At 55.1% G+C, this 22,096-nt stretch carries 18 protein-coding genes; 9 read left to right on the top strand and 9 right to left on the bottom strand.

Annotated elements, in window-relative coordinates; all coding sequences use genetic code 11:
* Nucleotides 1-11 precede the first annotated feature (11 nt).
* Nucleotides 12-527 (bottom strand): hypothetical protein, encoded by a 516-nt coding sequence (locus ACW4TB_RS21000; protein ID WP_009682468.1) that lies wholly within the window; start codon nt 525-527, stop codon nt 12-14.
* Between the two features lie 141 nt (nt 528-668).
* On the bottom strand, nt 669-1,430 hold the full coding sequence (locus ACW4TB_RS20995) for a hypothetical protein (RefSeq protein ID WP_009682469.1): 762 nt from the start codon (nt 1,428-1,430) through the stop codon (nt 669-671).
* Between the two features lie 190 nt (nt 1,431-1,620).
* Here ACW4TB_RS20995 and ligD point away from each other — a divergent pair, with 190 nt between their 5' ends.
* Nucleotides 1,621-2,577: a non-homologous end-joining DNA ligase gene (gene ligD / locus ACW4TB_RS20990; RefSeq protein WP_158622667.1), complete on the top strand. Its 957-nt coding sequence runs from the start codon at nt 1,621-1,623 to the stop codon at nt 2,575-2,577.
* 28 nt (nt 2,578-2,605) lie between these two features.
* Here the strand turns inward: ligD and ACW4TB_RS20985 are convergent, their stop codons facing one another.
* Genes ACW4TB_RS20985 through ACW4TB_RS20955 form a run of 7 tightly spaced genes read right to left on the bottom strand, consistent with a single transcriptional unit; the run spans nt 2,606 to nt 10,306 of the window.
* Nucleotides 2,606-2,785 carry an FmdB family zinc ribbon protein gene (locus tag ACW4TB_RS20985; RefSeq protein WP_009682473.1) on the bottom strand — a complete coding sequence of 60 codons (180 nt, stop codon included), beginning with the start codon at nt 2,783-2,785 and terminating at the stop codon, nt 2,606-2,608.
* Between the two features lie 49 nt (nt 2,786-2,834).
* The gene (locus ACW4TB_RS20980) at nt 2,835-4,208 is read right to left on the bottom strand and encodes a hypothetical protein (protein ID WP_009682474.1); all 1,374 of its coding nucleotides are present in this window, start codon (nt 4,206-4,208) and stop codon (nt 2,835-2,837) included.
* Nucleotides 4,209-4,217: 9 nt separating this feature from the next.
* The gene (locus tag ACW4TB_RS20975; protein WP_009682475.1) at nt 4,218-6,458 is read right to left on the bottom strand and encodes a hypothetical protein; all 2,241 of its coding nucleotides are present in this window, start codon (nt 6,456-6,458) and stop codon (nt 4,218-4,220) included.
* Between the two features lie 10 nt (nt 6,459-6,468).
* On the bottom strand, nt 6,469-7,752 hold the full coding sequence (gene dnaG / locus ACW4TB_RS20970; RefSeq protein WP_009682476.1) for a DNA primase: 1,284 nt from the start codon (nt 7,750-7,752) through the stop codon (nt 6,469-6,471).
* Nucleotides 7,753-7,761: 9 nt separating this feature from the next.
* On the bottom strand, nt 7,762-8,751 hold the full coding sequence (locus tag ACW4TB_RS20965; protein WP_009682477.1) for a DsbC family protein: 990 nt from the start codon (nt 8,749-8,751) through the stop codon (nt 7,762-7,764).
* Nucleotides 8,748-9,881, bottom strand: a complete 1,134-nt coding sequence (locus ACW4TB_RS20960; RefSeq protein WP_009682478.1) for a secretion/conjugation apparatus DotM-related subunit — start codon at nt 9,879-9,881, stop codon at nt 8,748-8,750. The genes ACW4TB_RS20965 and ACW4TB_RS20960 overlap by 4 nt, the downstream gene beginning before the upstream one ends.
* 8 nt (nt 9,882-9,889) lie before the next feature.
* Entirely contained in the window at nt 9,890-10,306 is a 417-nt protein-coding gene (locus ACW4TB_RS20955; protein WP_023662967.1) for a lytic transglycosylase domain-containing protein, read from the bottom strand.
* A gap of 138 nt (nt 10,307-10,444) precedes the next feature.
* On the opposite strand from ACW4TB_RS20955, the gene ACW4TB_RS20950 reads away from it, so the two are divergent.
* From ACW4TB_RS20950 to ACW4TB_RS20915, 8 genes are all read left to right on the top strand, one after another.
* On the top strand, nt 10,445-12,973 hold the full coding sequence (locus ACW4TB_RS20950) for a type IA DNA topoisomerase (RefSeq protein WP_009682480.1): 2,529 nt from the start codon (nt 10,445-10,447) through the stop codon (nt 12,971-12,973).
* Nucleotides 12,974-13,387: a hypothetical protein gene (locus tag ACW4TB_RS20945; RefSeq protein WP_009682481.1), complete on the top strand. Its 414-nt coding sequence runs from the start codon at nt 12,974-12,976 to the stop codon at nt 13,385-13,387.
* Entirely contained in the window at nt 13,384-13,752 is a 369-nt protein-coding gene (locus ACW4TB_RS20940) for a hypothetical protein (RefSeq protein WP_009682482.1), read from the top strand. The genes ACW4TB_RS20945 and ACW4TB_RS20940 overlap by 4 nt, the downstream gene beginning before the upstream one ends.
* Nucleotides 13,753-13,760: 8 nt before the next feature.
* On the top strand, nt 13,761-14,144 hold the full coding sequence (locus ACW4TB_RS20935; protein WP_009682483.1) for a hypothetical protein: 384 nt from the start codon (nt 13,761-13,763) through the stop codon (nt 14,142-14,144).
* Complete coding sequence (locus ACW4TB_RS20930) at nt 14,137-14,580, top strand: hypothetical protein (RefSeq protein ID WP_197884355.1); 444 nt, start codon at nt 14,137-14,139, stop codon at nt 14,578-14,580. Before ACW4TB_RS20935 ends, ACW4TB_RS20930 begins: the two co-directional genes overlap by 8 nt.
* A 75-nt stretch (nt 14,581-14,655) precedes the next feature.
* Nucleotides 14,656-16,107 carry a zeta toxin family protein gene (locus ACW4TB_RS20925; protein WP_228393789.1) on the top strand — a complete coding sequence of 484 codons (1,452 nt, stop codon included), beginning with the start codon at nt 14,656-14,658 and terminating at the stop codon, nt 16,105-16,107.
* Nucleotides 16,108-16,342: 235 nt separating this feature from the next.
* The gene (locus tag ACW4TB_RS20920; protein WP_009682487.1) at nt 16,343-16,648 is read left to right on the top strand and encodes a hypothetical protein; all 306 of its coding nucleotides are present in this window, start codon (nt 16,343-16,345) and stop codon (nt 16,646-16,648) included.
* 98 nt (nt 16,649-16,746) lie between these two features.
* A complete protein-coding gene (locus ACW4TB_RS20915; protein ID WP_023662969.1) occupies nt 16,747-21,762 on the top strand; it encodes a DEAD/DEAH box helicase family protein in 5,016 nt (1,671 codons plus the stop codon).
* Nucleotides 21,763-22,096 lie beyond the last annotated feature (334 nt).

Genomic DNA, 22,096 nt, shown 5'->3' with positions numbered 1-22,096 from the left:
CGCAGCGCCGTTTACCGCCTGAGTAAGTGTCTCCTCGCCACTCTCGAAACGGTCAAAATCCCGCCCGAATTGCGACGAAAGCCCCCCTCGTAATAGTCTTCCAGGTAGTTGCAGTCGAATAAGGCCAGATGAAGCTCCATGATCTCCAACAATTGCTCAGCTCGCCCGGGAGTCTCATCGGTGACTGAAGGGAAGCGCTTCGCGATCAGCCCGCTGATTGCTACCAAATAGGCTTTACGCGCCTTGTCTTCTCGTTTTTCGAGTTCAACCCGTACCTCTTTTGCCCGCTCAACGTGACGGTTAAGGTCGCGCAGGAGAACTGCAGCCCGCTTAAGCAGGTCGCGGTCCTCCATATCCAGGAGCTCGCTAAGGCCGATACTGGGGGTACTGAGCTGCTCCAGCTGATTGCAGGTAGCAGTGAGCTGGGCCTGCTGGGTTTTGAGGTCACTACCGCTGCTGTATTTGAGCACTTCGAGGACCTGCGCAGAGGTAATACGTCCGTAGAGCGGGGTCGATTTGGTAGCCATACTGGGGCCTCAGATAATCTTAAATGAAGCATCGGCCCAGCCTCGGAGATGGAGAGCGGCTAGGCCAGTTGGGGGGGCAAGCAGAACACCAGCTTACCATGCGAAGGTTCTAGCAAACCGAGCTGCTAAACCGGCGCGAAGTCAGGTCGCATGCTTCTTAGCGCGGCTCAGGTCCTGTACTCGTGAGGCCGAAATGCCTGCGAGTTTGGCCAACAATGAATGGGGGATAACACCCAAGAGGTGGTTGTATCTAACAGCTCTGGATACGCGCTCGTAAGGCTTCACGCCGAGAAAATCACGGCGCTTTTCGATGATGCTGTAAGGGACCCCTACAATGCGGCTGATCTTGGCGATCGACATGCTGTGCAATAGGGATTCGTAACCCAGCAAAGGACCATGGAAGTCCTGCAGAGGGGCTATTTCGATGGGTTGGAGTAGAGGAGCGACTGGCTCGAACCCGAGCGACTCTCTCGCTTGCTGTACGGCATCGAGCGGCACGTCGGACACTCGAGCTATCTCTTGATCACTCACGAAGCCGAAAAGGGGCTTGTAGGCCCTCAGAGGGTGTCCTATGGGTAGGCTTTGCTGCCGCGGTTTGGGCCTAAACACCGGCAGAATTTTTTGGGACTCCCTGTAGACTTTCACCATGTGGGCCGAGACGCCGCATCGAGCTGCAACAGAACGATCCGAGATAACCCCCAGCAAGTGCGTATAAGGAGCGATAGCTTGCGCTACGGTGTAGGGCGGCAATCCATACGCTTCTCTACGGCGTTTGATGGCGTGCCTCGAAGTGCCCACCTGCAGGGACAGGTGAAGATCTTTCATGGTGCCCAGTAGGTGGTCATAGTCCCGTGGTTTACCGATCGCAGCCGGATTTACGATCCTCGGTAGGCTTGCTTCCATTCAATGCTCCAACACTTGCTAAATGCCGCCGGCATTCCGGTAAAAACTCAACTCAGTTACGCGGCAAAAGGAACATGTTAACAGCCCTCAACCTGAGAGTTCATACCATCCTTTGGGCGGACGAGGTGATCTTTCTGACAATCCAGCACTCCACTCTGAAGGGAAATCTCAGTTAGCGAGGTCGCGGATCGTGCAACCACCCAAGGCACCGAATCCGGGTTGGATCGCTCCACAACTCGTGACTTTGACGACTCGGCCTCCGCAAGGCGAATGGAGGTACGAGATCAAGTACGACGGGTATCGCCTTTTAGTCCGGATCGATGGTGACCAGGTGCAGCTTTTTACGAAGAACGGTTTTGACTGGACCGATCGTATGCCACTGCTTACCAAAGACCTAGAACGCCTGGCCGTGCATTCGGCCTGGCTCGATGGTGAGGTCGTGATCCAGGAGGATGACGGTCGACCTGCCTTCCAAGCCCTGCAGTCGGCGTTCGCCTCAAAGGCCACCGATGACCTGGTATATGTGGCCTTTGATTTGCTGTATCTCAATGGTGCGGATCTTAGAGGTGAAGCTGTCGAGCTTAGGCGACAGGTCCTCGAGGCGCTTCTTGAGCATTGCCCAATGGAGCGAGTGCGGTTCTCCGTGACATTGGATGCTGACCCGATGCAATTGCTTGCCAATGCCTGCCGGATGAACTTAGAGGGAATCGTCGGGAAGCGAGACGGTAGCCGATACAGCAGCGCGCGGGACGGTGCCTGGGTGAAGCTCAAGTGTGGCAATCGGCAAGAATTCGTCATAGCCGGCTACACACGGGCTGCAGCCGGCATTGGCTCGCTATTGCTGGGCCTGCATAACGACGATGGTCAGCTGGTCTACGCAGGGAGGGTTCGCTCCGGGATCAGCGAGCGTACCCTAAAGGCTTTACGGGTTGCTCTCGCACCGCTTGCCCAGGATCGCACCCCTCTCATCGACCCGCCCCGTATGGAGCGCGCAGGGGTTGTGTGGCTTGCCCCGCAGCAGGTGTGTGAAGTGAAGTTCGCGGAGATTACCCCGGCCGGCAAGGTTCGGCACGCCGTGTTCGTCGGGTTACGCGACGACAAGCCGGCCGACGCCATCAGCCTGGAAAACGACAGCGAGCTGGACTGAGCGGACAACTTCCTCAGAAGGTTTTCCGTTAGTCGTGTTCGTTGGAGGCCAGCTCAACACCGCCGTCCCACTCGGCCTGGACCTCGGAACCGCACGACGCACAGGCCGTCGTCACCTCGGGCGCAGATTCCGGAAGTTGCAACTGGCCGGCATGCCCACAAGCCTCGCAGCGGTAGACGTACAGCACTATCGGGGCGGTCGTATCCATGGTCACGTTTTCCTATGGTCAGGCGTAGCGCTCAAGCCGGGAATGCAGTTCAAAAATGAATTTGCTTGAACTGCGCGATTTGTCCTTTCTCCAGCATACGGACTGCACCGCTGGTCTGGGGACGTAAATACTTTAGGTCTTTCACATCGATCTTGAGCTTGCGGGCAGCCTCATCCCAATCGGCAGTGGCCAGGTTCAGAAGCAGCAAGGTGCCAGCGTTCTTGATGAAGTCAGAGCTAAAATGTGCTGGGGACTGTCCTGCCAATAGAATGGACAACCCAAACTTACGCATTTCAGTGACGATGATGTTAATAGGATTGCTAACGTCCTCATCGTTAAATTTCTTGGATTCATCCAACACAACAAGGCGCCGCAGCTTTCCACCAGACTCACCTCGTTGCATCATCTCGCGGATGATGGAACGGAGGCGGAAGCGCACGAACATTTTTAGTTCGTCCTCGGATTGAGCCAAAGGTTTCAAATTGTAGCGCCGCACCCTTGCATTACCAAACGGGGGAGGGTTTGGGTTGAAAATGCCAGTAGCGTGAAGATTCTCAAGTCGAGTGATCACACTTAATACAACGTCCTTGCTGTGGTACTTGATGACATCCTCAAACTCATGGCCAGTTTCAATATTATTTAGGAAGGTCATATGTGCCTCGGCTGCTTTGTCTTTTGCCGAATTGAGTCGCTTCTGCTGTGCCTCCATATCTGCATCATCGCCTCGCGCTTTTGCTTTTGCGAGTTCAGTACGCCTTTTGTTCACCGCCGACATGCACCTGCAATATTCCTCAAAACAGCTCAAGGCTTTTTTTCCATCGCCACTGTCGTCCACCCCCATCCAAAGTGAACGCAGCTTTCGTTTCGCAAGCCGGATCACATCAGGTAGCGTAGGGTAAACACCACGGAGGTCATTCCACTGCTTTGTCTGAATTAAGTGGCGAATTTCATCCTCGGTCGCTTCACGCCGCACCCAGGTACGAGGATCACCAGGCAGTATGCCGCGGGCGGTGTACGCATCTGTTAGCAAATGCCGAAGCACACCTTCCTGATTACCGCCGAGCTTTCTTGAGGTTGAATTGATCGACTCAATGACGTCATTCACTGCGCGACGAACACCGCCATAATGCGGATCAGTATTTAGAATGAGCGGGTTGAACCCGTAGCGTGATGACTCACTAAACATGACGGTCTCTGTGCCAGGGATCTCGATATCACCGTGATAGTCGAAGATGTCGATTTCGATCTCTTCATTCATGTTCGTCACGAACTCGCGAATCCAATGAGTTTTACCAGCACCGGATGTCCCGGCAACACCAACATGGTGATTCGAAACTCGGTCCTCTGACCAAACAACAGGTAACTCAACGTTATCTTTTTTGAGTTTCCAGTAGTCGTTCCCCAATTTGATAGCTGTGGACATAAAAACTCCTTAGTCGTCGAAGGCTTCTTCGGGTATCTCTAGATCATCCCCTTCATCACCCAGCAACTCCTCGAATTCGTCTTCATCACGAACCTGGTGGTAATAGCCGGAGAGCCCTTTCGCCTCTGCAGCGTGTACTGCTTTTCGAGCAGCTTGGAACAACACAATGCCGCGTTGTTCAGGGCTCACTTCAAACCGGGTAATAGTGTCCATGTGAGCTGCCGTTGCCACAATTTCATCGAGAACCGGATCATCCAGCTTTGGATAGTAGGCGGATTCGACTCTGCGCAACTGGGCAGTTACGTAATCGACTGAATGGTGATCGGTTATGCTGATCTTTTCGGCGCTGTGAGGTAGCCGCGAATATTCTGGTCGCTCAATTTGAAGGAACCGGTTGATACGTGCCGACAGTTTGCTAGTTTTTTTGTGCTCATCCGGGATGTAGAAACTGGAGCTCGGAACAACGCTATCTTTGAAGATGACCATGCCTTCGCCGGCTTGGAGCTTTTTCAAATCAGGCAGCTCGATCTTGTTACGTTTCTCAATATTGGCTCCCGCTTGAGCGCGGAAAGAGGACTGCATGGCACCGGAGCTTTCATCGTAGCCACCCAGGACACTGTAATACCCTTCACCGCCAGCCTTGCGGATGAAGTCGTAGGTGTCCTCAGGGTCTTCCAATGCGAGCACCCACTTAACCTTGGTATTGGCCAGCATCGAAGCAGCTTCGTCAGCTGCCTCGCCACGTTTCAGACCTTGCATGTCTTGAACTGCCGCAACCATCATGAAGCCCAGACTACGAGCCTGTGCGAACATTACAGCGATCCCTGCAGCAAAGTAGTAAGCCAGCTCATCACTGATGATGAGGTAGGGGTTGGGCGCATTGGTCGCTTTTGTGTCGAGCACCTGCTCTTTCGTCCCCTCCAGTTTGTAACCGAGGTTCTGTGCCATCATCAACCGAATGGACGAGATATAGAGCTTGCCCAGCGATGCCGCTTCGGAGGCTGATTTCTCCAGGCTCGGGATCATCACCACAAGCAGCCTATCGTTAAGCAACACATCCATCATGTCGATTTCCGGATACTTGTCGCTGAACACGTGCGAGTAGGTATCCATCATCATCGAGAAAATTCGCGAGAATTGACCAGTCAAATAGCCATGCTGGTTAAATACCTCCGCGTCCCATTTAGAAGGATCGTCCACCAAGTCGGGGTTGAAGCCCGGCAGGCCGGTCTCAAAGTACGCTTTGATAGGCAGGTAGGCAGTCTCGGGAATCAGTCCCTGCTGGCCTTCTTTGTATAGCTCGACCAGATTCTTCAGCGCGAGATAATGCCGGAAGGTAGCAACGGAAATTTCAATTTCGCCCCTGGCGCGTTTGTAGCAGAGCGTCCTGATCACTGCGTCGACCATGTTGATCGCTTTTTCTTGCCACTTCGCACCATCGCCACTGGCCGCAGGCAGCAGCGACGCCAAGAGCTGCAGCAAAAAGTCGGCAGCACCGTCACCAAAGGGATTCAGCGAGTTCGACTGCGCTCTAAAGTCCGAGGTCCACTCTTTTCCATTCTCGCGTGCCACCATGCTATCGAATGGGTCCATACCCCCGGTCAAATAGTTGAGGATCAAGAAGTCATCTTCACGGCCTAGGCGCCTGGCAAGCGACCACAGGCAAAATGCTAGGTTGGAGTCTGCTTTGCCGTCTGCGTAGCAAGCTCCCGATCCCCAGCAAAGTGCGTTGAAGAACAGCGCCATGAGAGTTTCACTTTTTCCACTGCCGGTGGTTCCAGGAATCCACATATGCGTACGGCAGTCGGAGTTGTTGAGCCAAAGTTCTCGACCTTCGTCTTCACTCCTTGCAATGCCCTCGGCGTTTGGCGTACGCAAATACCCCAGATACATGATGCCACCAGCAGCAAGGAGCTTGCGAAACGTCCGAGAGCTTTTAAATAAGCCCCACAAGGTTTTTTGTTCGACCAGTTCTTCGTAATAATCAGTTCGATCTTTACCACCGATGTCTTTTGGCATGCGCAATGGCATTCGAAAACGCTGATCATTGAAGGACATAACCATCATGCACATGATCAGTATCCAAACAGGCCACGCGGCAGGTTGATAGATCATCAACCCAATAAGTGCGAGCATCGCCAGCTTGAAGTTATTTGGCCGATGAAGTGAGACCATAAATCGGGTCCAAGCTGACCGGGTGTCTCTGGACAAGCGTCCAGCTTGGATCTCGTGTTGAGAATCGATAGCCATTAATCGTCTCCTACGCGCTCAAGGTAATGCCAATAGCGCGTTCAAATTGCAAGCTAAGCGCTTTTTTGAAGAGAGCCGCATCGCGAATACGGGCTATGACAGCCCGACCGCGCTCCGCTGCTTTAACCTGGGATTCGGGGATCTCGATATCCAGACGGTGCTTAACAAAATCGGTCAGAAAACGGCTGAGCGGTTGCGCTTGGTTCAGCATCTCAATCCAATATTCGAGACCGTTTTCTCGCAGGACACTGTCCGGGTCGGTACCTTCTGGAAGGAATAAGAATTGAGCATTTTTCCCATCGCACATTTCTTCCAAAACAACCGCAGAGGATCTTAAAGCCGCTTTTCGTCCCGCTTTATCGCCATCGAAGGCGAATGTAACGGTATCTGCGTTTTGAAAGAGCCTACGCATTTGCACATTGGTAAGGGACGTGCCCATGGGAGCAACTGCCCGCGAATCACCAGCCTGGTGGAGGCTCAACACATCGAAAAAGCCTTCGACCACCACCGCATGTCTGTCAGCGCGGATGAATTGGCGGGCGATGTTGAAGGCATACAGCTCCTCGCCTTTATGAAAAAGTTTCGTCTCTGGCGAGTTAATGTATTTAGGCGTTCGGTCAGGGCTCTCAATAACAGATCGGCCAGCAAAGCCAACCAGGGCCCCGCCGTGGTCGTGAATCGGGATCATTATCCGGCTTCGAAATCTGTCAAATAACCGGCCATCTTCGGCTTCACATACCAGACCACAATCAATCAGGATCTGCCGGTCGTGGCGCTTCAGCAGGAGATCTGCAATACCAGTACCTACGGTGCCTAAACCGTATTTACCGATCGTCTCGGAACTCAACCCTCGCTGTTGAGTCAGGTAGCCATATGACTTTGCATTCCTCTGAATGCCTCCGGCATAGAGGGTTTGGGCATCCTTGAGGGCTCGGTACATGGCTGCCAACTCTGCATTCCGGGCTTGATCTGCCGCAGTATCCTGGCAGGGCTCAGGGAGTTGGATGCCCGAAAACTCGGCAACCGCTGCAACGGCATCAGGGAAGGGCAGGTGGTGATGGTCCATCATCCACGTGATAGCGTCACCCTTCGCGTCACATCCATAGCAGCGGTAGAAATTACGCTCTGGGGAAACACTAAACGACGGCGTTTTTTCTTTGTGGAAGGGGCAACAAGCGCTAAAGTTTTTGCCCGATTTCTTCAGTGTAATGTCACGCGATATCAACCCTACCAAATCCGCTGCTTGGCGGACTCGGTCGAGAAACTCGTCACTGTATCTAACGTACTTCCCCATGGGCGATCCCTACTGAGCCTGCGTCTGTTCCAGCCACTGGGCAATAGCTGCCGCTTGGTTGGGAAGGGTGAGCGGCGTCTGCGCGCCCTGCTGGTTGATCACTGTTGGGGTGCCCAGGAACTGCAGTTTTCTGAAGACTTGGTCATTGGCCCGAACATGGGTAAGGCCTTCCTCGCATACAGGCCCATCGATCGGCCGCCCCTTGGCGATGGCTTTCCACATCGAGGCGCGCTGCTCGATCGGAGCGCAAAGCATCTGTGCGATAGGCTTGGCTGAGCCTTCACCACCGATCACCGATACAGGGAAGATCTCAACGGTATGATCCGCGGCGAGCTGCTCGAGCTCAGGCTCGAATTTCTGGCAATGAGGGCAAGAAGGATCAGAGAAGACGTAGACAGTCCCTTTAGCCCCTTCGGATAGCTTCACTGAATACTTGCCGGTAGCCACCCCGGCCTTGATCGCCTCGCGGACAATTTTCGGGTCTGTTGGTTTGGGAAGGCCGGGGATGTTAGAGAGGTCTGGGGCAGGCTGTTGGAATGTCTGTGGGTTCTGTGGGGCAAATGTCGGGGTAGGGGTCTGTGGTGTTTGGAGACCGCTTCCCGAACCATACTGCGCCTCGGTAGGCGCCTGCAGCCCGGTCAGTTTTGCCGCAAACATGTTCAGGCCGAGGGCAAAAATGATTGCGAAAGCGGGGATAACTCCCCACTTTACGATCCCTTTGGCCCGGGAGGTCCAGCGCCGGCGCAATCCATGCGAAACAATAGCGCTCTGGAGTGCATCAAAGGCGTCAGTAGCCAGTTGTTCGGTGCCAAAGGACTCGAGAACGACCTGCTCCAGCTTCCCGCCAAATGCGCTGGTCACGAGGATCTGCTTACCCTCACGCTTCAGAGACAGCCCGCGCTCCAAGGGCAACAACGATACACTCCGTTCTTCACCAGTCGAGCCGAAGTGAATGTGAAGGGTGTTGTCGTATTGACGAATCTTGTCTCGGTTCTTCATTGGATATCTCCAGTATTGAGGTCGACGAGACCAAGCTTGGCCAGATACTTTTCAACCCCGTCGATTGCATCTTCGATAAATGGCTCGGTTAATCTATAACCCGTGTCATCGGCGTAACTTTCCCAGTGGGTCTGCGTGTAAACTGCTCCCGCTTCTATAAGCGGAGCTTTACGCTTACCTAAATTCAGCGCGTAAAACAAAGGGCGGTCCATCCCTTTCAACCAACGAAACTGAGACGATGGCAATTTTCCCAAATTACTAGCTTGCTGGTGCATGGCATAAAGCATTGTTCTAGGGTAGGGGTGTTTATCAAGAAAAGTTTGAGCTTCCGGGTGTATGGCATACTTCTTGAAAGCATCGTCAGCCAAGCTCAAATCGGGGTAGCCCTTTTTTCCCTCAAAGGTGTTGTGGTGGCATGAACGATTCAGAGCGTCCAGCAGCTCCTGGGCCTTTTTCATATCGCGCCCATCCGATAACAGCCTGGCGCCGAACACTGCAAACAGGGCTCGCTCGGTAGGACTCAGCTCATTCAGGCTTTTGATCCGGCTACCCAAGTCTTTCACCAGCAGCTCCCGGCAGCGCTCCCGGTCGAGCCGTCGGTTGACGATGAGGCCACGCTGCAGAGCCCATTCTTCGGGATGGATCGCGCTGCGATGCTCCTCAGGATCTTCATTCAAAAGCAGCGTGTGCGGATCGCCGTAATACAAGGACGGGATGATTGCGGGCGAATGGTTAGACATCACCCATGGCAGCGTTTCTACTGTGATAACTCGGCGAGTTTTGTTAGCCGCGTGCCGATGCGCCGCACGAAATCCACGTAGCGCTAATATGACGGGGATGAAAATGAAAAAGTACCCGGAAATATTGAGCAGACGCAGCAAGTCAGCAAACTTTACTTGCGAGGGGTTCATCGCAAGCTGGGCCGCTTCGTATCGCCACAGGCGAATTTGATCTGGCATAAATGACCAATCAAACACACCAAGTTGGTGCCAAGCCCATTTCAACCCCCAGTAGCTGATCGTGCCGTGCCAGCGAGACCAGCACATCCAGCCAAACACAACAGGAAGTGCGATCATCACCAACCACACAACTCCCATACCATCAGACTCACCCTGGTTATGGCGCGCCATATTCCCTCCTAGAATCTCAATGAGTTGTTATATACGCGCTGTATATAGGGATATTTGAATTTCGGAGTTCTTGAGTGGTAGTGCCCAACACCGTCCCAAAAACTCCCACCGGCCTGATTAATTTCGTACCGCAGGATGTAAGCGCCGGCCCTTGCCGCCCAGCAGAAATCGCTCGTGATGAGTTCGGGCGGGACGCCGAACTCGCTTTGCAGGCGGTTTGCCCAAACCGTGTTGATCTGGAAGGGCCCGTGATCGACCGTCCCGTTCTTGTTCACGCTCTTCAACGGTTCACCGCTGCCGCTCTCGGTAAGCCATACAGCGATTAGGCCACGCAATGGCAGGCTGTAATCCCGAGCAGCCTGCACCATGCAGGCAGGTACCAGGTCTTGGGCGACATCAGGCGGTGGAGCGGGAATTGGAACCATTAGGCAATCCTTCCGTAATAACCCGTGATGGTTTATGATTTTCCGTATGATAGCTATTCTACGGAATCAAGGCAAGGCAAACCATACCAGTCGCTGGGTAGGTCCAGACGGCTCCAGACTTAAGGGTAAGGAGGGTTGATGGAAAAAATTCTTTGGATCGCTGAGAAAGAATCCCAGCTATCGCAGGGTGTATTCCCTGTGCTCAATGGACACTCTTCTGATCGTGGGGCAGGCTGGACGAAACATGGTAACGACTGGTGCGTATGGCTGGATGGACATGCCTTCCAACAGGCGACGCCTGATGACTATTTGCCGGACGATCTGCCTACTACCGGCAAGGGTCGGAAAATTTGGCGGATGGAAGATCTGCCAATTATTCCACCAGAACAACAATGGAAAATTCTGCCTGATCCTCGCAAACGGCCCCGGCTCAGCAAGCTGAAAGAGCTTCTGGCCTGGTGTGACGTTGTGTACCACCTTGGCGATCCGGATAGCGAGGGACAAAGTCTGGTCGACGAGGCGCTTGAGTACTATCGCTGCCGCAAGCCTGTTAAACGGGTGTTGATCAACGACTACAACCCCAGCAAGGTCCGCGAAGCACTCGCCAATATGCGTGACAACTCTGACCCGCTGTTCAGTGGATGGCGGTTGTGGGGGCTTGCTCGGAGCCGTTATGACTGGCTTTTGGGCATGAACGGTACAAGGGCGATGACCCTTCGAGGGCGCGACATGGGCCACCAAGGATTGCTGCCCGTTGGTAGCGTGCAAAGCCCTCTGCTGTACGTCGTCCGCGAGCGGGACCGAGCGATCGAGTCTTTCAAGCCTGTCCCTTATCAAGACATCACTGCCGTTTTCACAGCCGAAGCTGGGATTTCAATCCGCGGCCGCTGGATGCCACAGGATGACCAGGCTGGCCTGGATGAATCCGGTCGCCTGGTCGACGAAGGGGTTGCTAAATCCCTCCTTGCACGCCTGCAGGATGGTGTGCCCGGGGAAGCCTCAGTCATCGAGCACTCGGTCACCGACAAGAAGAAGGAGCCCCCACTTCCCTTGTCCATGAATGAATTGCAAATGGAAGGTTTCAGCCGCTTCGGCTACACCGGTGACGAGGTAATGGAGGCCGCGCAAAAGCTCTACGACACCTACAAGGTCATGACATATCCTCGTACCGATGTGCGCTTCCTTTCTGAAGCCCATCATGCCGAGGCGCCCTGCGTGATCGCCGGCATCATACAGCTGCGGCCAGATCTGCAGGCCATTGCTCGTGAGCTGGACCCATACCGCAAATCAGCAGCCTTCAATGATGCGAAAATGCGTACTCCCACGGGGGAACCCACCCCGCATCACGGCATCATCCCTTCAATCCCGGAAAATCCAGTCAATGTGGCTGACTGGTCGGAGCCTGAGCGGAACGTGTACGACATGGTGGTGCGGGCGTATCTTGCCCAGTTTGCAGCCGATTACCGGTATCGGTCGATGGTGTTGCGCATTCGCGTTCAGGTTGGTGAGGTGTTCGCCGCAACTGGTGTCTGCCCAACCGAGCAAGGTTGGAAAGCTGTTTACAAGGAACCCCCACCGCTGGATGGTGCGCCCGCCGAAGATGAAGGGCCCGAGGGTGAACTCCCTAATGTGCAGATCGGCGATCTGTTGCAGTGGCTGGAAGTAAGTGCAACAGGCAAGGTGACTACTGCGCCACCGCGCTTTGACGACAACATGCTCCTCGATGCAATGAAAAACTTGCATCGATACGTAGACGATGTGGAGTTGAAAAAGCGGCTCAAAGAGGGTGAGGGGATAGGTACTACTGCCACTCGTGCAGGCATCATCGCCGACATGAAGCGACGTAGCCTGTTTGTGCCGGCGGGGGGAAAGGGCAAAAAGCTCATGACCAGCCCTGAAGCCAGGAGCTTGATTGACGCTCTGCCCATGCGCGTTAAAGACCCCGCACAAGCCGGTGCCTTCAAGCGCTCGCTGGATCAAGTCGCTGATGGAGCGATGAGCCTGAGCGACTTCATGCGCTACGCCGAGGAATTCGTTCGTGACGTTGTAGCCACGGCCAAGGACGCCTCTATCACGCCCCTCCCGCCCGCAGCTGGCGAAGGCGTTCCCTGTCCTAACTGCAAGAGCGCATTGCAAAACCGGGGCAAGCGTACCGTATGTTCCAGCTGCGAGTTCGTGCTTTGGCACGAGGTATCAGGAAAGACTCTCACTCCAGGCCAGGTCGAACTGTTGTTGGTGAAGGGTGAAACACCTGTCATCAAGGGCTTCGTGAGTCGTCAAAAGCAGTCCAAGTTTTCCGCGAAGCTGAGGCTGGACACCGGCACAGGAAAAACGACGTTCGTGTTCGACTCAGCACCCAGCACCCCAGATCGTCCAGCTCCAGCTGTGCCGGCGATGTCGTCCAACAAGCTTGAGTGCCCACGCTGCTCAGGTGAGATTGCAGCGGTACCAGGTCACTTTGAATGCAAAGCGTGCCAGTTCAAAGTCGGTGCAGTGATCGCCAGTAGGCCGCTGAGTGCTTCTGAAGCGGATGCGCTGTTCAAGAGCGGGATTACGGAGAAGCTCTCTGGATTTCTCAACCGTGAAAAGCGCCCATTCACCGCTTACCTCAAACTCAACCGGGATAGCTGGAAAGTCGAATTCGACTTCGGCAAGAAGGTGGGCTGAATGATCACCGATTTCCTGAACGAACATGACCGGCAGCTGCTGGCCCACGAAAAGGGTTTCCAGGATCTGGTGCTGCAGCACATGCGAGCGCTACCTGCGCTGGAGTGGATGAGGTTCAGAACCATCGCCCGGGACAATAGCGCTTGGGGAGATGCCGCCGCGCGAAGCCTCTACAAACACGAGGAGGTGCTGCACGCATCACTCAACCTGCCAACGTTGGGTTTGGGCGACTTGCCCAAATCCTATGCCGCCGGGTCCAGCGTCATAGGCCAGCTCGGGGGACAACCCGTGCTCTATTTTGAGGGCACTGGCTATTACGCATGGGCCATGGCTCCCGAAACATCGTCAATCCTCGAGGCTTCAATCACTTATCCAGCCTACCCGCCAGGGTGGGCTGAAGGAGATCGTTCATGATTCGCCGCACATTGCCGATCCTGCTGATGATCCTATTGGCTGGCTGCAACCAGGAGTCAGGGGCATCAAAAGAGCCTGGCGAACACAGGGAAGTTATCCAGGGGATGCACACCCAATTTATTAAAGTCACCGAGGGTCAGAATCAGTGGTATGAGATGGCCATTTCGGTAGACGACAGCAATACGTTCCGCATGCCAGTGTTCTTTGCTGAGGACGGAAAATTGGTTCGTGTCGATGACAAGCAAGCTCGCAAGCTGTTTGATCGGTGGCTCAAAGAACGAGCCAAAGGGATAGCAGCGTTCAGTTCAGTAGACGAGCAGGTTGGCTTCAAAGGGCCATTCCTGGCGCTCGACGTCAAACGGTAGGGAATCAAATGTTCAACGAGACTGAAATGAAGGTCGTCCCGGCCTACTTCGCCAAAAATCCTGCAGGAATGTCGGTGCCATTTATCGTCTCCCTGATGCTGGTGGATGCGGATCACAAACCTGCTTTGCCGCCGTCGGTTGAGACCTCCATCGATCGCACGGCAGGTATCACAGGCGCGGAGGGGGTGGCATTGGCGAACGTCTATGACACCGATGATTTACGTGCCTTGGCGGTCAATAGCATCAACCGAGCCCATGGCCTTAAAGAGTTGGCCATCGTGCTGTTCCGCTGCCAAAGCGCGCCTACTGCGGAACAACTGATGACCGTGTTGAATGACTGCTTCGAGCTGTCCTTGGTCAAAGACATCGCCGCAAGGGGAAGCGATGAATAATCGAATCATGCGGTTATTTGTAGGTGCTTTGAGTGCCTTAGTGGGCCTGGCCATGGCGATCAACTCTCGACTCAATGAACTCAGTACCACAGCCGATTGGCTTCAGTCTGCGATATTTTTGATACTTGGCCTCGCCTTGATCACCAAGGCCTTCACACCAAAAAAGAAGGACAATTCCATGCCGGCACAGTGGACGGATCACCAGCTTGCGGCCTTTGAAGCCGCGATGGAAACCATTGGCAACATGATCGCCCTCAAAGCTCGCGACATTCACAACGAGCGCAGCAAGGACGAACCGAACCAGGCCCTGATTGATCAGCTGAGGGCCGAGCAAGCTGAGCTCGTAGTCGAGCGCTCCCGGCTTCGCATTGACGACAATTTGGCGGTAGCGCACGCAATAGAGCGCTACGGGCCGATTGTCAAAGCTTCGGTTTGAAGGGGATACCTCATGGCATCTCCCGATCACGTTGGCCTTACCGTTGCTCAGGCCCAGGCGATAGTGGATCGATTCATGGCCGAATATCGTGGTCACATAGGTGTGACTGCTATTATCAAGGCCACGCAGGAGGAAATTTATGGACCCGACGCCGCAAGAGAAAAAATCGGATACCGAATTGACGCAGCCTACCACCCAGCAAGAGCCATCTTTACCCTTGCCGCTTCCAATATGGGTGATGAAGGGGCCGTGCGACGAGCGCTGCGCCACGAGCTCCTCGGGCATTATGGGCTTAACACCTTCAATCCCGAAGAAAAGCGGGAATTCCTGGATCGCGTTCTTGAAACGCGCGGCGAACCTTCACTAGCCCATATTTGGGCGTACGTGGATCAGCACTACGCCAAACTCCCCGGCATCCATCGTGCAGAAGAGGTCTTCGCATTTGTCGCGGAGGAGGAGCGTTCATTCCTCGGAAAAGCATGGGACCGCACCCGCAATGCCCTACAAGGCATGTTGAAGGCCGTCGGACTTTCAGACGGTAGGCTTACTATCAGCGAGCTGCGCATTGAAGCTCAGGCAATCGCTGCTGGTATCAAGGAAGGACACCGACAGCAAATGACGTTTCCCAAGGACGACCAGTCGCAATTCCGACTGTCCCCCGAAGACCACGATGCCATTTTTGACGACATCGCCCTCCTGGCGCTCTCCACTACCAAACCTGTCAACCATCCAACCGCCGTTCTTCTCGGGGGACAACCTGGTGCAGGCAAGGCCGGACTCAGCAGCAAAGCACTGGATGAGTTCGGTGGTAACACCATCAAGGTTGATGCTGATGAGCTGCGCAAGCACCATCCGCAATACCTGCAGCTGATGCGGCAGAACGATCGATTGGCCGCCGATCGTACTCATCCGGACGCCGGCGCATGGTCGGTAAAGCTCACCAATTTGGCGATCAAGAATCGGCGGAATCTCTTGATCGACGGGACCATGCGGGATCCCGATAGTCTCGCCAGGCTGTGCTCTCGCCTTCACACCGCTGGCTATCGGGTCGAAGCCCGTGTATTGGCAGTAGATCCCCTCGTCAGCCGCATGAGCATTCATATGCGCTACGAGCTGCAGCGAGAAGCCAACGGATTTGGTCGTTGGTCGAATCGAGATAAGCATGATCAGGCCTACGCAGGCCTGCCTGTAACCGTCGAACGGCTAGAATCAGATAACCTAGTCCATACGCTGCAGGTGTTTAGCCGCAACGGTACCGAGTTGTATGCGCGTCGCCTCTCTGAGGTGGATTGCACTCCAGCAGCTGGCCGACTGCGCATCACTCAAGAACGCGAGCGCGTCTGGACTCCCGAGGAGATTCGCGGTTTCAGTTACAACCTGGAAGTGATCGAGGGAAAGATGCTTGTACGGCGAGCTGCCCCGAGCGAGCATGCTGAGCTGGATGGCATCCGATCGGAGTACCGTCACAAGTACCCGACCGATCTTAGCCAGGGAGATTTCCTGAAAAGGCCGAAGCCGGGCTACTAACAGTACCTTTTAAAAACAGTGAGTTAGAAACGCACATTGTCGTGTCTTCAGTAGTTTGTATAATGACTATTATACAAACTGGAATAGGAGGCGACGGCAATGCCTAGAAAACGGCGGCAGACCCCAGAGAATCAGGGGCAGATGACGTTCGATTTCGCTTTTCAAGAGACGGTAAATACCATCGAGGACCTGCAAGCCGGCCTCGATTCCGACGAAGACCAAGGAGACCGCCATTATGATCACCAACCAAACACAGCCCCTGGAAATCTCCGCACGAGTCCTGAGCCAACAGACACTCGCATCGATCCGCCAGTCGCCGTCGTTCAGTCTCCAAGGCTGGAAGATTCTGGATCGCTGGGCGCTGAACAGCCCGGAACGCCTCAAGGCGATGGAGCTTCAGGGCGAGCTGCAACTGCTCAGCCGGCTATTGGAGCAGCAAGCCCTGGAATTGACGGCCATCAACAGCCTGCCAGCGGACAGCAAGCAGGGTCTGACCGAGCACGAGATCTTGCAAATGTTGGAGATCAAAACGGACCTGTAGCCCCCTCTGACTATGCGATTACCGGTGCTGATTCACTGGGCTCTGGCGGTCCAAAATCGAAATTCCGCGATAACGTCGCTGCCATTCAACTGCTGCAGGTGCTGCACAAGGAAGGCCGTGGCGCCACCCCAGACGAACAATCCACGCTGGTCAGATATGTAGGATGGGGTGGACTGCCGCAGGCTTTCGATCATCGAAATGATGCTTGGCGTGCCGAGTACCAGGAACTGGCCTCACTGCTCAGCCAAGATGAGTACGAGAGGGCCAGGCGCTCCACCCAGGACGCGCACTACACCTCAACCACCGTAATCGACGGCATTTACGAGGGTCTGGAGCGACTAGGGTTCAAAGGTGGCAAGGTTCTGGAACCAGCTGCCGGCATTGGCAATTTCATCGGCCTGATGCCGACAGAAATGCGGAGCAACAGTCGCATCACCGCCATCGAGCTTGACCCTCTGACAGCGCAGATCGGCGCTCATCTTTATCCATCATCCACCTTCATCAATCGCGGTCTGCAGGATGTGGCTATCCCAAGCGCATACTTCGATGCCTGCGTGGCGAACCCGCCCTTCGGTTCGCAATCGTTGTATGACCCGCACCACCGCGAATTGGCTGGTTTCTCGATCCACAACTACTTCCTGGCTAAATCGCTCAATACGCTCAAACCTGGTGGTGTGATGGGAGCCGTTGTCAGTCGGTATTTCCTCGATGCCGCCAATAGCAAGGCGCGTGAACATATCGCAGATACGGCCCACTTCCTGGGCGCTATTCGTCTACCCAACACGGCGTTCAAAGAGAATGCCCTGACCGAAGTAACGACGGATATCGTGTTCTTCCAGAAGGCACTCCCCGGAGACCAACCGGAGCGCCGCTGGGTAGATGTCGGTGAAATACGAGATCGCGAATCGGGTGAGCCAATCACGATCAACCAGTATTTCATCGACAATCCCGAGCAGATGGCCGGCCGGATGGCCCTCACCGGGAAGATGCGCCGCGATGCCGCTGATTTGATGGCGGAGCCAGGCCAGGACCTGAGCGCGGCGATCAGCGCCCGACTTCAATCGTTGCCTGCAGGTGTTATCCGCACCTTCACAGGCGAGCCTCTTGATCATGAAACTGATGGCCAATTAGGTAAACCCGAGGTCGACCTGCCAGCGAATACCAAAGTGGGTTCCTACTTTGTGACCGCTGACGACCGTTTGGCCCGTCGCTTGCCAGATCAGCTTGCAGCCCACGACTACCAGTTCATTACCCCGAAAACCGAGCGGGCAGGCCAACGAATTCGCGGCATGATTGAGGTACGTGACGCTCTGCGCGCGTTGATGAATGCTGAGCAGTCCGTTGACCCTCAAGATCTGGAAACCTTGCGCGGCCGTTTGAATGGACTGTACGACAAGTACGTCCGTCGATTTGGCCACCTGAGTAGCCAAGCCAACCGCCTGGCGATGGGGGAGGATCCTGAATACCCTCTGCTCAATGCGCTTGAGAGCAACTACGATCGCGGCGTATCGGCTGACATGGCACGCAAGCACGGAGTGCCGGCGCGCAATCCCACAGCTGATAAAGCCGCAATCTTCTCGCGCCGCGTGATGAGCCCACGCGAAGAAATTCGGCACGTCGAATCCGCTAAGGATGCACTGGTTGTCAGCATGAACCAGGTGGGCCGTGTAGACCTCGAGCGCATGATCCGCTTGTGCGGTCTGAGTGAGCCTGAACTCCTTCGTGACCTGAAGGGACTTGTCTACTTCAATCCGGGCAAGGATCGCTGGGAAACAGCCGATCAGTACCTGACCGGGAACGTGAAAGCGAAACTCAGGGGAGCGCTTCGAGCCGCGGAACACGATCCAAAGTTCTTGGAGAACGTCGAGGCGCTGCGTCCGATACAGCCAGCAGACATCGAGCCGATCGACATTTCCGTGCAGCTGGGTTCGACTTGGGTACCGGCGAAAACAATCGATGATTTCGTCGTACACCTGATGGGGGATGTACGCCGGCGCATCGACTACCAGGAGGCCTTGGGCAAGTGGATGGTGAACATCTCCGAGGGGGATAACACCACCATGCGCGTCACCTGGGGCACCGAAGCGTACCCCGCAAACAAGCTGGTAGAGGCGGTTTTAACGAACCGCCCGATCCAAGTGAAAGTGGAGGTCGGAAAGGACGATCATGGCCATCCGATCATGCAGGTTGATGAAACTCAGACCGCTGCAGCCAACCAAAAGGCGGACGAGATCCGCGCTGCGTTCACCGACTGGATCTGGGAGGATCAGGATCGTCGTGAATCCCTCTCGCGACTCTACAACGATCGGTTCAACACCAATATTCCCAGCCGCTACGACGGCTCACACCTGCAGCTGCCCGGCACCTCGCTGGACATCACGCTCCGTCCGCACCAGAAGGACGCAATTTGGCGCGGAATTCAGGACGGCACAGCACTGTTCGATCACGTAGTCGGCGCCGGTAAGACGCTGGTGTGTGTCGGAACCGTGATGGAGAGCAAGCGGATGGGGCTTTTCCGAAAGCCAATGGTGTTGGTACCGAATCATCTTCTACTGCAGTGGAAGGATGCCTTCTACGACCTCTACCCTAACGCCAACGTGCTGGTTGCTGAGAAGACGGATTTCAAGAAAGAAAACCGGGAGCGACTCTTTGCCCGAATCGCTACCGGGGATTGGGATGCTGTGGTGGTGGCTCACAGCTCGTTCAAAAAAATTGGCATGCCCCCGGAGACGCTCGAGGAGCTGCTGCAGGAGCAAATCCAGGATCTCACTGACGCCATTTTGGACCTCAAGAGCAGCCAGGGCGATCGCGTGACCATCAAGGAGATGGAAAAGGCGAAAGAGCGGATGACCGAGCGACTGGAAAAGAAAGCCGACACCGGTTCTAAAGACCAGGCTGTCAGCTTTGCCGATCTGGGTGTTGACGCCTTGGTTGTAGATGAGGCGCAGGAATTCAAAAACCTGTTCATCACGACCTCGCTCAGCAGGGTATCGGGGCTGGGTAATCTGGCAGGATCGGAAAAAGCATTCGATCTTTTCGTCAAGTGTCGCTACCTGCAGCAACGGAACGACGGCCGAGGCGTGTTTCTGGCCACGGGTACCCCATTGAGCAACACGATCGCTGAGCTCTACACCGTACAACGATACCTCCAGTACGATGAAATGAAGGCCCGGGGCATCATTCATTTTGATGCCTGGGCTTCGACATTCGGCCAGGTTGTAACCGGCTGGGAGCTTGACGCTACCGGCGTCAACTACAAGCTCAACTCGCGTTTTGCAAAGTTCCAGAACGTTCCCGAGCTGACGGCGATGTATCGAACCTTCGCTGATGTAATCACACGCAAGGATCTACAGGACCAGGCCGAGGCCCGCGGTACCCGATTCCCAGTACCGAAGCTGAAAGGCGGTCGCCCGCAGAACGTGATTGTGGATCGATCGGAGGCTCAAGCTTGGTACATGGGCATTCAGCAAGAGGCGATCGACGCAGAGGGTAATCCGCTGCTTAAAGCGGATGGATCGACGTTCAAGACTTGGAACGATGGATCGATCATCCATCGCATGGAGCATTTGCCGAAAGACCCACGCCTCGACAATCCTTTGAAGATCACCAACGACGCGCGCAAAGCGGGGTTGGATTTCCGACTCATCGATCCCGGCGCTGGGGATTTCGCAGGTAGCAAAGTGAATGCGTGTGTCGATCAAGCATTCCGCATTTGGCAGGACTGGGACGACCGTAAAGGCACGCAACTGATTTTCTGTGACCTATCCACGCCAAAAGGTCCAAAACGCCCAGAACAGGCTGCTGTGAGCTCAGAGGACGAAGAAGAAGGAGAAGCCTCGATCTCTATGGACGATATTCTGGCAGGTGCCAGCTCGTTCAGCGTATACGACGACATTCGATCAAAGCTCCTCGCTCGCGGGATCCCGGCGAACCAGATTCGCTACATCCATGAGGCCAACACAGATCTGCAGAAAGCCAAGCTCTTTGCGGAGATGAATGCCGGCGAGGTCAGGATCATTCTGGGGTCAACAGCGAAGATGGGTGCCGGCATGAATGTCCAACGCCGCCTGGTCGCTCTCCACCACCTGGATGCACCATGGCGCCCAAGCGACCTGGAGCAACGCGATGGTCGCATCGAGCGGCAAGGTAACCTCTTCTATGAGATGGATCCTGACGGATTCGAGATCGAGATTCTGCGCTACGCAACGAAACAGACCTACGATAGCCGCATGTGGCAGACCATCGAATTCAAGGCAGCTGGCATCGAACAATTCCGCAAGGGGGACAGCCTCCAGCGTGTGATCGAGGATGTGGCCAGCGAGGCAGCCAACGCCGCCGAGATGAAAGCCGCGGCCACCGGTAATCCTCTGATCTTCCAGCAGGTGCAAATCGCTGCAGACCTCAAGAAGGTGGAAGCATTGTTTTCCAACTTCAAACGTGGCCAGCACTCGCTCGACAGCCGCATTGCGTGGCTGCGTGACGCCGACTCACGTGCCGATCGGGCAATCGCCCGTTGGTCAAGTGAGATCCAGCGGCGCGATGCCGGCACCAAACCTGAATTCGAGTTCTCGGCGAATGGCAGACCCTACAAAGACGCGGACAAGGAAAGACTGGCCGCGGTATTCGCCACCGCCATGAAGCGGGCCGTCGAGCGGCGGTCTGAAGACACGTTCCAGCGCGCAGAGCTTGTGCCCGTAGGAAGCTATCGAGGTTTCGAAATTCAAGTGTCATGCGAGCGGCAGAAAATCCACTTCACCGTCACCGGTCGGGACTCATACGAGCCGGACAACCTGGTGTATCGCGTTGACGACAAATTCAGCATCAGCGGGTTCATCAGCCGATTGGACAACTTCCTGGAGCGCCTGGAAGGCTGGAGGGATGAGGCCGAGTCGACGCGGGGACGCGAGCTGTCAGAGCTCAACAAAGCGATCCAAGAGAAGGCGAAGCCGTTCCTGCAGCAGACTCGGCTTGACTACCTGCGCGAGGATGCTCGGGATGTGCTTCGGGAACTGAAACTGATGCAAGCTGACGACTCCTATCAGTCGAAGTGGGAGCCAAAATCGGTCCTCCTACAAGGTTCCGCAGCTCCCGGACGGAGTAAAATGCGAGCGTAATGAAAAAGGGCGCCCATGGCGCCCTTTTTCATACTGATCATTTGCGCCCGCCATTCAGCTCTCAACAATGCGTAGCGCAGGGACGTCTACCCAAACTGCACTAAACATCCAGTGCCTGAATTCCTCAACTGTCTGCCCGCTTTTGGTCTGTAGGCGAGCAAGCAATCCCGAAAGCCGCTGCTCCAGACACCCAGCTTCTTCGTCCTCGTACTCGACATAGTCGCTGTAGGGGTCATCCGGTGTAACCGTCCGGCCATGTCATCTACCCAGCCCCGCAAAGCCAAGACATCGTGTGCACTCAAATTTAAGTGAGCACCAGATCTAGCCTTTTAAA

The sequence above is a fragment of the Lelliottia jeotgali genome (assembly GCF_977070485.1).
This window is presented reverse-complemented; position numbering and strand designations above follow the sequence as displayed.

Coding starts and splice junctions, on each gene's coding strand:
- ACW4TB_RS20985 (WP_009682473.1), bottom strand. CDS start 2,785: ATGGATACGACCGCCCCGATAGTGCTGTACGTCTACCGCTGCGAGGCT.
- ACW4TB_RS20945 (WP_009682481.1), top strand. CDS start 12,974: ATGATCACCGATTTCCTGAACGAACATGACCGGCAGCTGCTGGCCCAC.
- ACW4TB_RS20995 (WP_009682469.1), bottom strand. CDS start 1,430: ATGGAAGCAAGCCTACCGAGGATCGTAAATCCGGCTGCGATCGGTAAA.
- ACW4TB_RS20975 (WP_009682475.1), bottom strand. CDS start 6,458: ATGGCTATCGATTCTCAACACGAGATCCAAGCTGGACGCTTGTCCAGA.
- ACW4TB_RS20935 (WP_009682483.1), top strand. CDS start 13,761: ATGTTCAACGAGACTGAAATGAAGGTCGTCCCGGCCTACTTCGCCAAA.
- ACW4TB_RS20930 (WP_197884355.1), top strand. CDS start 14,137: ATGAATAATCGAATCATGCGGTTATTTGTAGGTGCTTTGAGTGCCTTA.
- ACW4TB_RS20980 (WP_009682474.1), bottom strand. CDS start 4,208: ATGTCCACAGCTATCAAATTGGGGAACGACTACTGGAAACTCAAAAAA.
- ACW4TB_RS20920 (WP_009682487.1), top strand. CDS start 16,343: ATGATCACCAACCAAACACAGCCCCTGGAAATCTCCGCACGAGTCCTG.
- ACW4TB_RS20965 (WP_009682477.1), bottom strand. CDS start 8,751: ATGAAGAACCGAGACAAGATTCGTCAATACGACAACACCCTTCACATT.
- ACW4TB_RS20940 (WP_009682482.1), top strand. CDS start 13,384: ATGATTCGCCGCACATTGCCGATCCTGCTGATGATCCTATTGGCTGGC.
- dnaG (WP_009682476.1), bottom strand. CDS start 7,752: ATGGGGAAGTACGTTAGATACAGTGACGAGTTTCTCGACCGAGTCCGC.
- ACW4TB_RS20950 (WP_009682480.1), top strand. CDS start 10,445: ATGGAAAAAATTCTTTGGATCGCTGAGAAAGAATCCCAGCTATCGCAG.
- ACW4TB_RS20960 (WP_009682478.1), bottom strand. CDS start 9,881: ATGGCGCGCCATAACCAGGGTGAGTCTGATGGTATGGGAGTTGTGTGG.
- ACW4TB_RS21000 (WP_009682468.1), bottom strand. CDS start 527: ATGGCTACCAAATCGACCCCGCTCTACGGACGTATTACCTCTGCGCAG.
- ACW4TB_RS20955 (WP_023662967.1), bottom strand. CDS start 10,306: ATGGTTCCAATTCCCGCTCCACCGCCTGATGTCGCCCAAGACCTGGTA.
- ACW4TB_RS20925 (WP_228393789.1), top strand. CDS start 14,656: ATGGCCGAATATCGTGGTCACATAGGTGTGACTGCTATTATCAAGGCC.